The organism is Nonlabens spongiae (genome assembly GCF_002117125.1).
Classification (GTDB): Bacteria; Bacteroidota; Bacteroidia; order Flavobacteriales; family Flavobacteriaceae; genus Nonlabens; species Nonlabens spongiae.
Window position 1 is genome coordinate 349,410 of sequence record NZ_CP019344.1, and the last position, 13,711, is coordinate 363,120.

General features: G+C 38.6%; 10 protein-coding genes and 1 pseudogene. All 11 read right to left on the bottom strand.

All coding sequences use genetic code 11. The features are described from left to right. Positions 1-37 precede the first annotated feature (37 nt). The 11 genes and pseudogenes from BST97_RS01670 to BST97_RS01715 all read right to left on the bottom strand — a co-directional run bounded on the left by BST97_RS01670 (position 38) and on the right by BST97_RS01715 (position 13,594). Positions 38-2,179 (bottom strand): TonB-dependent receptor family protein, encoded by a 2,142-nt coding sequence (locus BST97_RS01670; RefSeq protein WP_085765610.1) that lies wholly within the window; start codon positions 2,177-2,179, stop codon positions 38-40. Between the two features lie 3 nt (positions 2,180-2,182). After that, complete coding sequence (locus tag BST97_RS01675; RefSeq protein ID WP_085765611.1) at positions 2,183-3,451, bottom strand: PQQ-dependent sugar dehydrogenase; 1,269 nt, start codon at positions 3,449-3,451, stop codon at positions 2,183-2,185. Positions 3,452-3,624: 173 nt separating this feature from the next. Beyond that, the gene (locus BST97_RS01680) at positions 3,625-6,159 is read right to left on the bottom strand and encodes a T9SS type A sorting domain-containing protein (RefSeq protein ID WP_085765612.1); all 2,535 of its coding nucleotides are present in this window, start codon (positions 6,157-6,159) and stop codon (positions 3,625-3,627) included. 99 nt (positions 6,160-6,258) lie between these two features. Continuing rightward, positions 6,259-7,014, bottom strand: a complete 756-nt coding sequence (locus tag BST97_RS01685; protein WP_085765613.1) for a LytR/AlgR family response regulator transcription factor — start codon at positions 7,012-7,014, stop codon at positions 6,259-6,261. A gap of 6 nt (positions 7,015-7,020) precedes the next feature. After that, positions 7,021-9,915 (bottom strand): sensor histidine kinase, encoded by a 2,895-nt coding sequence (locus BST97_RS01690; protein WP_157111382.1) that lies wholly within the window; start codon positions 9,913-9,915, stop codon positions 7,021-7,023. Between the two features lie 185 nt (positions 9,916-10,100). Then, positions 10,101-10,448 (bottom strand): annotated as a pseudogene (locus BST97_RS01695) (ferritin-like domain-containing protein); the annotation flags it as partial. A gap of 36 nt (positions 10,449-10,484) precedes the next feature. Next, on the bottom strand, positions 10,485-10,646 hold the full coding sequence (locus BST97_RS15675; RefSeq protein ID WP_157111383.1) for a hypothetical protein: 162 nt from the start codon (positions 10,644-10,646) through the stop codon (positions 10,485-10,487). A gap of 108 nt (positions 10,647-10,754) precedes the next feature. Further along, positions 10,755-11,642 carry a sterol desaturase family protein gene (locus BST97_RS01700; protein ID WP_085768114.1) on the bottom strand — a complete coding sequence of 296 codons (888 nt, stop codon included), beginning with the start codon at positions 11,640-11,642 and terminating at the stop codon, positions 10,755-10,757. Between the two features lie 13 nt (positions 11,643-11,655). Beyond that, positions 11,656-12,033, bottom strand: coding sequence for a rhodanese-like domain-containing protein (locus BST97_RS01705; RefSeq protein ID WP_245833621.1), 378 nt, complete (start codon positions 12,031-12,033; stop codon positions 11,656-11,658). Positions 12,034-12,093: 60 nt separating this feature from the next. Then, a complete protein-coding gene (locus BST97_RS01710) occupies positions 12,094-12,906 on the bottom strand; it encodes a sulfite exporter TauE/SafE family protein (protein WP_085765617.1) in 813 nt (270 codons plus the stop codon). 61 nt (positions 12,907-12,967) lie between these two features. Beyond that, positions 12,968-13,594: a Crp/Fnr family transcriptional regulator gene (locus BST97_RS01715; RefSeq protein WP_085765618.1), complete on the bottom strand. Its 627-nt coding sequence runs from the start codon at positions 13,592-13,594 to the stop codon at positions 12,968-12,970. Positions 13,595-13,711 lie beyond the last annotated feature (117 nt).

Here is a 13,711-nt window from a genome sequence, read left to right on the forward strand (position 1 = left end):
TTTTTCATGTTAGTGCACGGGTCGAATGAAAATAAAATTAGTTTAAATTCCAAGCGACACTCATACCTGCAAACCAGTTGCGTTTTTCACTTGGATAAAAATTACGAGGAGCATTGCTTCCAAAACCTACAGCATTTGGTACGATACTCGCCACATAAGCTTTATTGAAAAGATTATTGACACCCGCATTAATGCTCAGATTCCAATGTTTTGTAAGTCCTAGTTGGTAGCTCCCTTGAAAATGGGAAACCAGATAAGCATCTGTGTAATCTGAATTGGCATCGTCCACAGGAACGGGTCCCACACCCAAAGTGTTGATGTTCAAAAATAGTCGATCACGCCAGTTGTAATTTAGGAGTGTGCTGTATTCATATTCTGGAACATTAGTTAATTCATTTCCTGAAAAATCAATTCCTTGTTCTACGAATTCATCAAATCTATGCAGGTTATAGTTCCCAGCAAGATTGAGATTTAATTTATTATTGCTTTTATTAATAATAGGCAGCAAACTCGAAATTTCGATTCCAGTATGATCAGTAGATCCTGCATTGATACCTACAAATTGATCATTGTCAATGCGCCTGGCTATGAGGAGATTTTCAATTTGAATCGTGTATACGTTGACCTCAAATCTGAAAGGCGATTGCTGACTGAAATACCGATAACCCACTTCAAAATTCCATCCTGTTTCTGGCTGTAGATCTGTATTGATTCTCCCTTCTGGAGTCAGGGTTTCCTCAACTCCTGGAACGCTATAACCGTGACTTGCAGTTGCAAAAAAGGATTGGGTTTTATTGAGATCGAATAGCAGTGAAATTCTGGGTGAGAGGATGGGGTCATATCTATAATCCCCACTCTGATTGATACCGTCTTGAGCAAATCGATCTTCTAATTCGTAACGAGTCGTTCCTAAATTTAAACCAGCATCTATGATCATTCGCTCAGTCAAATAATGAGAAAAAGAAGCGAATACGTTTGTATAACTGCGATCTTGCTCGTTGTTACTCAAAATATTTCCCAGCACACTACCGCGATCTGGAAAATCCTCGTATAAGTTTTGATAGGTCTGTGCGCTGTAATCTTCTGAGAGCAACTCGACGCCTAGCCGATATTCTGTTTTTCGACCGGCGATCAGTTCATTACCGGTTAAAAGTCCTCGATAACCCAGCGTAAATCGGTCTTCGGTCAATATATTAAATGGACGTGGCTCATAGGCATCACGAGTGTGCATGAAAACCGTGTTGCTCAGTTTCAATCTGCCATTCTTACTGCCCGAAATTTGATGCTCGTGCGTGATGCCGGCTACCAGTTTTTTGTAAGACTCAAAGCCACGAGCATTGCGCCAGGTAAACGCCGCTGCTGCAGGATCCTCTTCAAGCTGTTGTCTTGTAATGGAACTGGGAATGTAGGCCTTGAGATTTGTATAGCTTACTAGAGCTTGAATGCTGTGTCTATCATTGATGCGCCAGGCCTGATCGACAAAAACATTATCCCTACGATAGGCGCTGTTCTGGCGGTAACCGTCGAGATCGGTTTTTGAATAGCTCGCAAACGTTTGTGAATTCTGCTCTTGGTAGCCTGCCACGATTCCATACCGCCAGAGGTCAAAACTACCTGATGTTGAGAACGCTTTCCCGAAGGGAAGTTTATGCCGAGCTTGTCGAGGTGCGAAAGCGGAACGATCATCATCCTTAAAAGTTGATTCTGGCAAAGCGGTGGGTTGAAGCAGTATCGCACCTCCCAGACCAGCTCCATAAATACTGGAATTGGGACCTTTAATAATTTCCACGCCAGCGATGTTCAGCAAATCAATGTCTTCAAGCGTGGTTTCCCCATCTCCCGTGGTCAGTGGGATCTGGCCATAATAAGCCTTGATACGATTAGTGCTGTACTGCGATCTGGAACCTATCCCACGCAAACTGATGCGCAATGTATTGCGAGCTCCTTGCTGGGCACTCACGCCAGGAACTGTTTGCAAAATTTGTGCAAACTGGACGGGATCACTTTGTGCAATCGCGAGAGAGTCCACTTGAGCCACCGCTACCGGAGCAAGTCTCAGTGGGCGTTTGTTAAAAGCCTGAATTAAAGTAGGTTCCAAACCTATGGTGTCATTCTTAATTTGCGCTTGTGATAAAAATATCGTTGTAAACGCAAACACAGCCGTGAAGATTTTCTTCATTAACTACTGTGCCGCAACTCGCCAGATAATCCCAGCATCATCATCGTTTACGAGCAAACTACCATCTGAAGCGAGCGTGACGCCCACTGGACGACCATGAACCGTTCCTTCATCTTCGCTAGCAATAAAACCGGTCATGAAATCCTGTACCGGTTGCGGTTTTCCATTTTCAAAAGGTATGAACACCACTTTATAACCAGAAAATGGCGCTCTATTCCATGATCCATGCTGACCAATAAACGCTCCGTTGCGGTATTTTTCTGGGAATTGACTTGCATCGTTAAAGATCAGTCCCAAAGATGCCGTGTGATTCCCTAAAGGCACATCTGGAACGATGGCTTTGTTTACCATATCCATGTGTGGATCGTCTTTCCAGCGTGGGTCGGGCACCTGACCATAGTAGGAATAGGGCCAGCCGTACCAGCCACCTTCTTTGACGCTGGTGGCATAATCTGGAACTAAGTTGTTACCCAATTTATCACGCTCGTTTACCGCAGTCCATAACTCCCCATTGGCTGGATTCCAGTCCATTCCTACGGGATTACGCAATCCAGATGCGTAAACGCGTTTACCGCTACCATCAGGGTTGATTTCAAAAATTAGTGCACGGCCTTCTTCTTTTTCCATGCCTTGCTCGCCTACGTTACTGGCGCTTCCTACGCTTACGTATAACTTGCTGCCGTCTTCATTTGCAATTACATTTTTCGTCCAGTGGTTGTTATAACCACTCTCGCTCAGCTTCATGATCAGCTCGCCATCGCCTTTTAATTGAGTATCGCCTTCATTGTATTTGTATCGATACAATCCGCCTGTATTTGCGATATAAAACCAGTTGTCAAGCACCAGCATACCAAAAGGCTGGTTTAGACCTTCCTTAAAAACCATGGTTGTATCTACCGTACCGTCACCATTAGTATCCCGTAAAAGACTTATGCGGTTTGCGCTGTCCCGGGTATTGGATTCTGCGACGAAGTAATCTCCATTAGGAGCGAGATACGTCCATCTGGGATGTTCTAGACTATCTGCAAAACTATTGACTTTGAAACCGGCGGGAACTATGGGCATTTCACCTTCTTTCCATCCTATCACCTCGCTACGTTTCGTAACCGATTCTGTGGCAAATGGAGCAGCCAACATAAGCGGTCCCACGGTGGTTTGGACCGTTGTTGTTCCATTGTCTGCTATCTCTTCTTTAGTCTCCTCATCGACCTTGAGCTTATTGTTGCAGGCTACCAGCAACAAGGCAGCGGCGAGAATTCTGATGGATTTCATGCTATAGTTTTTGCTAAAGTTATGGGAATAACACTTCCGTACCTCGGCAAGCTCGGTATAAACTGACTTTCAGTCAAGGGAGATCAACAACTTTACAAATAACTTAACGAAGAAAGCGCCCCTTTCAGGGCGCCTTCGTTTTAATGATCAAATTCAGAATGAATGCGTTGATTTTACTTGATAACAAGCTTCTGGGTAACAAATTTCTCGTTAACTGCGCATTTTACAAGATATATTCCTTGCTTTAAAGAGCTGACATCTATAGAGTTATTTATTGCTGACGGCAAATTCAACGCCTTTCCATTAAGAGTATAGATTTGAACAGACTTGATATCTTCTACTGAAGAAAAGTAAACGATGTCTGTTGCAGGGTTAGGGTATAACTTGAATTCAGGTACGTAAGTTTCATCACTTAATCCTAATGTAGAATTATATTCATAAGCCCCTAAATCTATCGTAGTATTAACTACTCGATCATTACCAGACAAATCTGAATCTCCAAATAAAGCGACGTCATAATAAGCGTTATCTCCCTGATCAATAATAAAAGTTGAGGCAGATGTAGGTTTGTAATCCGTACTTAAATTTAAGTTATCTGTTGCTGGATCTAGGGTCGTTACGTTTGTTGTATTGAAAGTTCCAGAAGTTCCAGCGTTTGATGATACTTTTAAAATAGAGTTTCTTATAAATACATCGTATGTAGCAGTCGTTCCATTAGAGATATCTCTGGTTGCTGCTGCACTATTAATGGTATTCTGCCAGAAAACAGAGTTATTGATATAAAGGTTTACGTCTCTATTACCTGAGGCCGTAATAGAATTACCATAAGTATTATTGTAGTCATTATTAATAAACGTACTGTTATTAATCACTACATCTAACGTATTACCATTTCTGAAATCTTCACGGTTAATATCAAGTGCTGCAAGATTGATATCGTTATCGGCTACTAGAACATTTGCCCAACGTGTAAAAATGTAACGGTTGGTATCATCAGATTGAATAAACACTAACCCCATGTCAACTATGGTATTATTGATAAACTGAGTATTTTCAATAAGTAATCCTTGATTAAACTTTCTCATTTTTAGCAAATAACCGTTTGAATAATTATTTCTGAATACAGAGTTTTTAATTTTTAAGTTATTTGAGTTCAAACTGTTCGGTATGAATATTACACCGTTTTCTTCTACGCCCCCTGATTGGGATGTGTCGTAGATGTTTTCAAATATGATTCCATCAAAAGTGACGTTACTGGCTCTTAATTCAAACAATCGTTCAGCATTATCACTTTTATTTGATGAGAAATCTCCTGCTATATCATCACCATTTATATCACCAGTAAAAATGGTTGCATTTGTAGTGTGAATAGAGGTTAAGTCCCTATCTGCTACAGTTGTTTCTGTTCCTGCAAAACCACCGATGATATTTACTTCATCAGTGCTAACAGCAATTGGAGTATTCCTATCTATTAACGTATAAGTTCCTCGTGCTACCCAGACAGCATCATTTAAACTAGTAAGTGCTAAAGCGTCTGTTACGCTTGTAAATGCATCTGTCCACGAGCTTCCATCATTAGCTCCTGTTGCATTTGCGTTTACATAATATACCGTTGGTATACAGTTTTCACTAAAACTTGTTTGATTATCTATAGTCCATCCTGGATTAAACTGTCCGCTATTTGACGGTGGTGAATATCCAGCATCTACCTGTATACACGTTAAACGCGGATTGTTGAAAGCTTTCATATAAACGAAATTGCTATTATTTCCATTAGAAATTAACAAAGTATCTAATGAGTTATTATCATAACACAATAGTTCGTCGATACTGGTATTTAATCTGATATCTAGTCTCGATAAATCATTGAAACCAACATGCAAACGTGTTAAAGATAAGTTGTTACTCACGTCAATAGTAGTTAAGCTATTGTTAGGCACATCTAGACGTGTCAAGTTAGTAAAAGCTTCGATTCCTGTCAAGTCTGCAATACCTATACCGTTCATAATTAACTCTGTAGTAGCTTGAGCTTCTGCCATCGTTATTTCAGTATCTCCATTTAGATTGATATTGTTATCACTTACTAAAAAGTTTTTAAAATTAGCATCAGGAATGTTTACTACTTGATTAAGTGCAACACAATCCTCGCCATAAATTGCGGTATTACCTTTGGTCCAGCCTTGACTAAATACACCTACATCGTTAGGTGGTGTAAAATTAGGATCTATTTGAATACAGGATAAACTATTTCCATAAGCCTTCATCCAAACGATATTACTGTTATTACCGTTAGCTATGTTTAATTGATCCAATACACCATTATTATGACATTGAATATCATTAATCAATGTATTTACACTAATATCTAAACTTGTAATTTGGTTATCACTACAGTGTAGACGCGTTAATGCTAGGTTATTAGAAACATCTATAGTAGTTAAATTGTTGTTATAACAATCTAATCTGGTAATATTTACAAAGGCTTCAATACCAGTTAAGTCTGAAATTGATAATCCATTTACTAATATTTCACCAGTAAACGCTGTTGCCTCAGCTACTGATATTTCTGAATTACCATCTGTATTAATCGCTGTATTATTGACTAGATAATTCTTAAAATTAGCGTCAGGAATATTGACATTCTGAGCATTTAGACTGCTATAGCTGGCGACAACACCTACTATGAGATAAAGTAATTTTTTGTTCATCGTATCTTGAAATATAATTTAGATACTGCAAATGAAGTTTATATGTCAAGGCTCTTTAACTATGATTTTCTGTAAGTACCTTGTTTTTTTCTGAATGGATTACAAAAAGGTCTCTTCAATTACTTTAAGGAATTGATCGCGATTAGACTTTGAGATAGGAATTTGTTTTTTATTTCCCATAATGATATAGTCACCATCATGTTTGACCAGTTCACTTATATGTTTGAGATTGATCAAATACGATCTATGGCATTTGAAAAATAGTTTATTCTCTTGTAACTGTTCCACAAAATGCTTCAAGGGTTTGCAGATCACGTTGCGTTTTCCATCAGTCATGTAGACGTTTGTATACATCCCATCTGCCTCAAAATAAATGATGTCATTGTGCGAGGTAAATAGATAGCCTCTGGGTATTTCCATTACGATTTTGTCCATGGAGAGCTGCTGTACGGATTGTCTCAAACGCTCGATTTGCTGACTTATCTGTTGAGAGGATTTTTGTTGTTTCGCTTTCGCGAAAGCGGACTTCAATTCACCTGTATCGATAGGTTTCAAGATGTAGTCCACCGCATTCATCCTAAATGCATCAATAGCATACTGATTATATGCAGTCACAAAGATGATCTGGAAATTCATCTCGTTTTCATCAAAATAGTTCACTATTTCCAGTCCAGTCTCTCCAGGCATCTCAATATCTAGGAAAACAAGATCGGGTTGCTGAGTTTTGATAAGAGACACACCATCTAAAAGGTTTGCGGCTTCTCCTGTTATTTCAATTTCAGGAATATGCTCGTGTACGAGCGTATTTAGCAGATGCCTGGCTCTTTTTTCATCATCAATAATTATAGTTTTCATAGACGGTCAATTAATTGGCAGAATGATCGTAACCTTAGTTCCAGCGGCACATTGCTGATTATATAGATCTTCAATTTTTATATCTACTGTTCTGTTCAGTTGTTCTTTGTATAATGCAGCTCGCTCATTGTTTATAGAAGTTGCAAATGATACGTGCGATCGACCTCTATTTTTATTGAGGAGCGTAGATCGTTCTCTACCTATCCCATTATCCTCAATCACAATGTGGAGTAAGGACTCATTCTGATTCAGACTACAATTTATTGATAGTACTCGATTGCCTGGTTTATGCATCAAACCATGTTTGAGCGCATTTTCTACATAGGGTTGTACGAGTAGGGAAGGTATTTTGACCCTTGCAGTATCTATTTTATCATCGATGTTTATAAAATAGTCCAATTCATCATCAAATCTCATTTTCTCTAGTTCAAGATAGAGTTTTAAGGCAGTGATTTCTTGGCTTAGCGTGATTTCATCTTGTTGGCTATAGTCTAAATACATTCTTATAAGCCTACTGAATTTAACTAGGTAATCACTAGCCAGCTCTTTTTCATTTGATATGATGAAATCCTGGATGGAGTTGAGTGAATTGAAAACAAAATGAGGGTTCATCTGAGATCGTATATTCTCAAGCTTTAGGCTGGTCATTTTCTTCTCCAGCAGCAATCGATCCACCTCGATCTGGCGCTGTTTGTTCTTTCTGTTTTGTAATTGTTTCAATACACAATAGGTGGTTCCAGCGATTCCCAAGGCAATCAAGACATAAAACCACGAGGTTTGCCAAAACGGTGGTTCTATCGTGAATACAACAGGCTCTGTAAACTCATAATCGTTTGATTTAAGATTTTTACCTCTCAGTTTAAAGGTATAAGTACCTGGTGAGAGACTTGCAAATCCTATCTGAGTATTCCCTTGAGGTACAGATCTCCATTCTTGATTGTTCTGATCAAGCTTATACTCATAGATTACATACTCTCGAGATTTAAAACCATTAGAATTGAAGGAAATCGTGAGATCATTTCTATCGTGCTCGAGGCTATAGCTATTCCGTAACTCTTGGATTTGATCGTTAACTTTTACGTTTGTAATCTTTATAGGTGCCGTTTTAAGCGTCTTGGTAAATGTATTTTTAGGAATGTGATAGACTGCTTGATTTGAAGTCGCTATCGTGACATCATCAAAGAGTAGATAATCATTTATCAATTCACTCATGCCCATCTGACCATTGAACTCCTGTACAGAATCATCGGTCAGGTTGTATCGAGTGATTACTCCTTCATTGAGCATCCATAGAAATTGTTGATCTATTTTAAGCTCCGTTAGTGTGGTTGATGCTCGTTTACCACCGCTGGAAATTTTAAGGTTTACGCTTTCGCGAAAGCGTAACTTACCATCAATTATTGAACTTTTCAAGATTGTGTTTCCCTTAGTACTTATCCAAACCTCGTTATCAATTTTACTTAATGAGGTAGCAAATATGGTTTGATCCATATAATTTACTTCTTCCAATGTTGAAGAGGGGAAATCGTACAAATACAACCCATCTACGAAGGATATCAAAAGCTTATTCTGACCGATGGTTAAAGCATCTTTTACCCGATTTTTTCTGATTAGGACAGAATTGTTCTTGCTAAAGCGTGCATCATATAGTAAAGCCTCTTTAAAATTTCCATAGAAGAGATAATCATCGTTTAGTCGCTCGATGCTTTTTGCTGAATTGAGTAAAGATTTTAAGGGTTTGAGACTGTATGACTTGAGATCTAACTGGTAGGAATAATTATTTGAGGAGCTGATGAATAATGTGTGGGTAGCGCTATCGTGGTAGAGATAGTTAACGATACTCTCATCGTTAAGATTAAACTTATGTGCAATTGAGAGATCTCTATTATATAAATAAAGTATACCTACATCAGTTCCCACGGCAAAGTGATTATTCCCTACTTTGCACACCGCAGATATTTTTTGCTTTTCTTCAGGTAGGGGTTTGCGTGTAACTTCTTTGTTTAGAATGACAAAAATTCCATTGTCCAGAGTGGTCGCCCAGTGATTATTATTGAAATCTGTTATTACTTCTGAGATAGGCTGGGATTCTAGCAAGTGCTCTACAGCTTTTAATGAATCTGCTTTCTTGGTGAGGATCCATATTCCATCACTAGTACATAGCCATAGTTCATTTTGATAACCCTTTATATTGTAAAGTTTTAATTTTTGAACTGGTTCTGGAAGTGCTATTTCATTTAAAGTTTGATCTTTTTCTATGCTAAAAAGCTTAGTAACACCTTCCACTTTATAAGTCAAGAAAATACTGTTCTTTACTTCAAATAAAGATGGAGCTACGACATCTTTACGGTAAAATTCGCTAACCATCTTAGATTCATTATTTGATTCCAAAATAATTTTGTGAAGTTCATCATTTGATCCATTTACAGGTATGTCTAAATGCCATATTTCCTCTCCTCTTGAGGTCATAGTAAGTACTCTGTCCTTGCCTTTAAGGGTTTTCTCTTTAGAGTTTTTTGAAATTTGATAAATTCCACCCGATCTGTTGTAGATGATTACTTTATCCTTATGAACACTGAAGGGAACTAATTGCCCGTTTGTTAACTCATGTGCATCATAAAACAATTCCATTTTCTGGTTTTGAACCTTGAAAATCTGTCCGTATAAATTGTTGAACCATAGTATTCCTTCATGGTCTATTTTAAGATTAAATACCGCATCACCGCGTTGTTCAGGATGAGAGATTAAAATGAAATCAGCACCAATATAACGATAAAGGCCACTATCTGATGCCAGCCATATATTCAACTGATCATCTTCTACGATGTCATAGAAGGTAGTGTCTGGTAGCTCATCTGATTTAGAAAAATGATGAAAAACCGTTTTCTGTCCAAAGAGCAATGAACTGCAGAGACAGGTAAGGAACGCTATAAACAGAAGATTTTGCTGGGCCAAATTATTCAAAATAGGTTACAAAGCTAAAGATCTTTAAACGTATTGTTCTTGACTTTTTGCTGAGTGAAATGATTTTATTGCTAAAAAAATGCCTGTTGAAGACAATAGGCATTTTTTCAAGTTTTAATGAATTATAAATCATAAGAACATGACCGCGACTTCCAGAGGTATAAATCTACCGTCGCTCTAATATCTATAAGTAAATCTTGAGTAACTACTTCATCGCTTCCCACAGCTTCTATACTTTTCTCTAAGTTGTTAGAAACCGTAAGCACTTGAAGGGTGAGGGTTATAATGACATCATGATCTTTTTGGAAACCAGTAGGGGCGGCTGGAATACCGGCGTTTGCGGCGACTGAATTTGGTCTACCGTCAGAGGGTTTTCCCAAAGCGAGATTACGCTCTGCGAGCAAATCAATTTTAGCGCCCAGATCTCCGTAAAAGTCTTTGAGCAATTCATGCAAACTTTCAAACTGAGGACCTCTGAGATTTCAATGAGTCTGTTGCACATTCTGTTATAAAGCGATAAGATTGTAAAGCCTGGGCTGAATTTCTTGAGAAACCGAATTGACGTTTTTGACATTAGGAACATTTTTGTCATGTTGAAGGTTAAAATCTTGCTGTGCAAATGTGTGGAAGCTCGAAACCAGAATAATACCAATGAGTAATCGTTTCATAATGTTTGTTTCAAGATAATCTCACGATTATTATGATAAAAACTCTATGAATATCTTATAGTTGTACAGCTTATTTAAAATCAGAATCCTTTAAATGAAGTAATTAATTCATTTAAATCTATTTTTTCTGTTCTTGAAAGGATAGACGACTTGGTTTCCAAAATCATCAGGGAAATCTTCATCTCCATGGAAACCTATCTCGATATCGCGCCCACTTTTGGGAATGTAGGCGGTTCCAAAAATATAATCCCAAATGCTGAGCGTCAGCCCAAAATTCATTCCGTAGGGATGCTGTTCTGGAAGTTCTTTACTGTGATGCCATATGTGCATTTTGGGGTTGTTGAAAATGTAACCCAACTTTCCATAGCTCCAATCTAGGTTAGCATGATTGAGATGTCCCACAAAAACTGCAAACATGTGAACCACAAAAAATTGTTCAATCCCAAAACCTATCATCGCAAGGGGTATATATTGGATCGTTTTATAAACAATGGTTTCCATAAAATGAAAACGGAATTGTGCCGCAAACCCCATTTGTTTAACACTATGATGGACTTTATGAAAGTTCCATAACCACGGTACGCGATGGAGCATTCTGTGTACGTTCCATTGTACAAAATCGGCGATGAAAAACATGATAAGTAATTGCGTCCAAACCGGTAAAGTGTCAACCTTGATTGCCACAATGTTTTCAATGCCAATCAATCCTAGAAAATCATTGAACAATTCCACGCCTACGTTAGACAGCGCATTGTAAGCAATGAGTGAGAACAAAAAGAAATTAAAGAGTATATAAAAAGCATCCAGCCAAAATCCCTTTCTCAAAACCGGTTGCTTCTTGCGCCAGGGGATAATGATCTCGAGGGCAAACACTAAAGTGGATAGACCTAACAACCAGTAAAAATAATTAGTCCACGTTGGATTACTGATTTCTGAAACCAGATAGTTCCAGTAACCCGTAAATGAATCAGCGATAATATCAAGATATTTCTCGATCATAAATGTGTTCTTACTCTTCTTTTGCTACCCAGTTCAGGTAACCGCCTTCTAAATCAATGACATTTTCAAATCCCATATCTACAAGTCGATGTGCCGCTTTCTGACTGCGATTACCTGATCTGCAAAATATATAAATGGGCTTTGTTTTATCAAATTTTAAAAACTCAGATTTGAAATTTTCTTTGTCAAAGAAGTCGATGTTGACTGCTTTTCCTATCGTTCCTTCTTCAAATTCTTCTGGGGTACGTACATCAACTATTTGAACGTTTTCTTGAGCTACAGCTTTTTGAAAGGTATTGAACCCCACAATTGTGATGTGCTCGCTAGATTGTCCTCTCACTGTATTTATAAAACTAAAAAATGCCATGATTAAAATAATGTGTTTCATAATGTGATTAAAATGAGGCGGTCTCGCAACTTTATATTGGTTAAGCATTTCTATTTATATTTAACTGGTCAGTTCTTGATAAATGATATAAATTCCCATGACTAGTACAAACCACCCAAAACCTTTTTTTAATTTCTTACCGTCCACGAATTTATTCAACCATATTCCAATAAATATTCCGATAATAGAAAGTCCTGAAAATACCGTCAAGAAACTCCAATCGATCTCTAGATTCTGAACATCACCTATAAACCCGATCAGCGATTTGATAGCAATGATGAGTAGGGAAGTGGCTACGGCCTTTTTCATGGGTAGTTTAGCCAGTAGCACCAGCGCGGGAATAATAAGAAAACCGCCGCCGGCACCCACGATACCTGTAAGCGTACCCACAACTGCACCCTCCACAACAATCAGAGGGTAATTGTAACTCACTTCCGTTTCCACATCAGTTTCCTTTCGTTTGTTTCTTATCATGGAAACCGATGCCAGCAACATGATAACCGCAAAGAATAGCATGATGGCTAGGTTCTTTGTAATTGTAATTTCGCTTTCGCGAAAGCGAAACTCAAACAACACCTCAGGAATAGCAGGAATCATGTACGCCCTAGTCAGATAAACTGCTATAAAGGCTGGAACAGCAAAAACAAGGGCAGTTCTAAAGTCAACCATGCCCTTGAACATATTGCGAACAGCGCCAATGAGAGCGGTGGATCCCACTACAAAAAGAGAGTAGGCGGTAGCCAAAACAGGATTGAGTCCTAGCGCATAAACTAAAATGGGTACGGTTAGAATGGAGCCACCGCCGCCTATAAGTCCTAAGACCAGACCGATTACCAAGGCACCAACGTAACCTAAAATTTCAATCAATTCCATGGTTCTCACGTTTACTTGAGCAAAACTACCATGTTGAGGAGGTGTGTTTTGGTAACACTAGTTACAGGACCTCAATAAATCTGCGATGGAGAGCAATCTCGCCTTCGTTTTCCATTTTTTTAAGAAGTCTGGATATAACCACACGGCTGGTGTGTAGATCATCTGCTATTTGTCTATGTGTCGTGTGAATGTGCCTGCTGTTCAGGATTTTCATCTTGTCCTTGAGGTAACGGTTCAGCCTGTCATCCATATTATTGAAGGCTATATTGTCAATGCTATCCAGCAGCTCCATCATGCGCTCGTGATAGCTGGAGAAAACAAAATTGCGCCATGTCTTGAAGCGACTGGACCATTCCTCCATTTTTCCAATTGGGATCATGAGCAATTTGGAATTTGTTTCTGCCACGGCGTGAATTTCACTTTTAGTGTTTCCCATACAGCAGGTCATGGTCATCGCGCAAGTATCACCACGCTCGAGATGATAGAGTAGGAGCTCATTACCATCAGCATCAGGTCTGAGAATCTTGATGCTTCCTTCCAGTAGAAGTGGCATAGACTTTATGAACTGACCAGGTTTGATAAGGTCGTCTCCCTCACTAACTTCTACAAGTGTTCCTACATTGCTTATTTCTTTTACTAATTCAGGCTCAAATTGAGAGGCGTAATATGTTCTGATTAATTCTTCCATGAAGTTCAAATTTAAGTCAGGATAAAGGATTGTGAGCTGGAGTTTGAGCCTACTACATAAAAAAGCCTCAGACTAAGCGCTTCTCTAAGAATTCGCTCAATTTGAAGCTTGATGTTT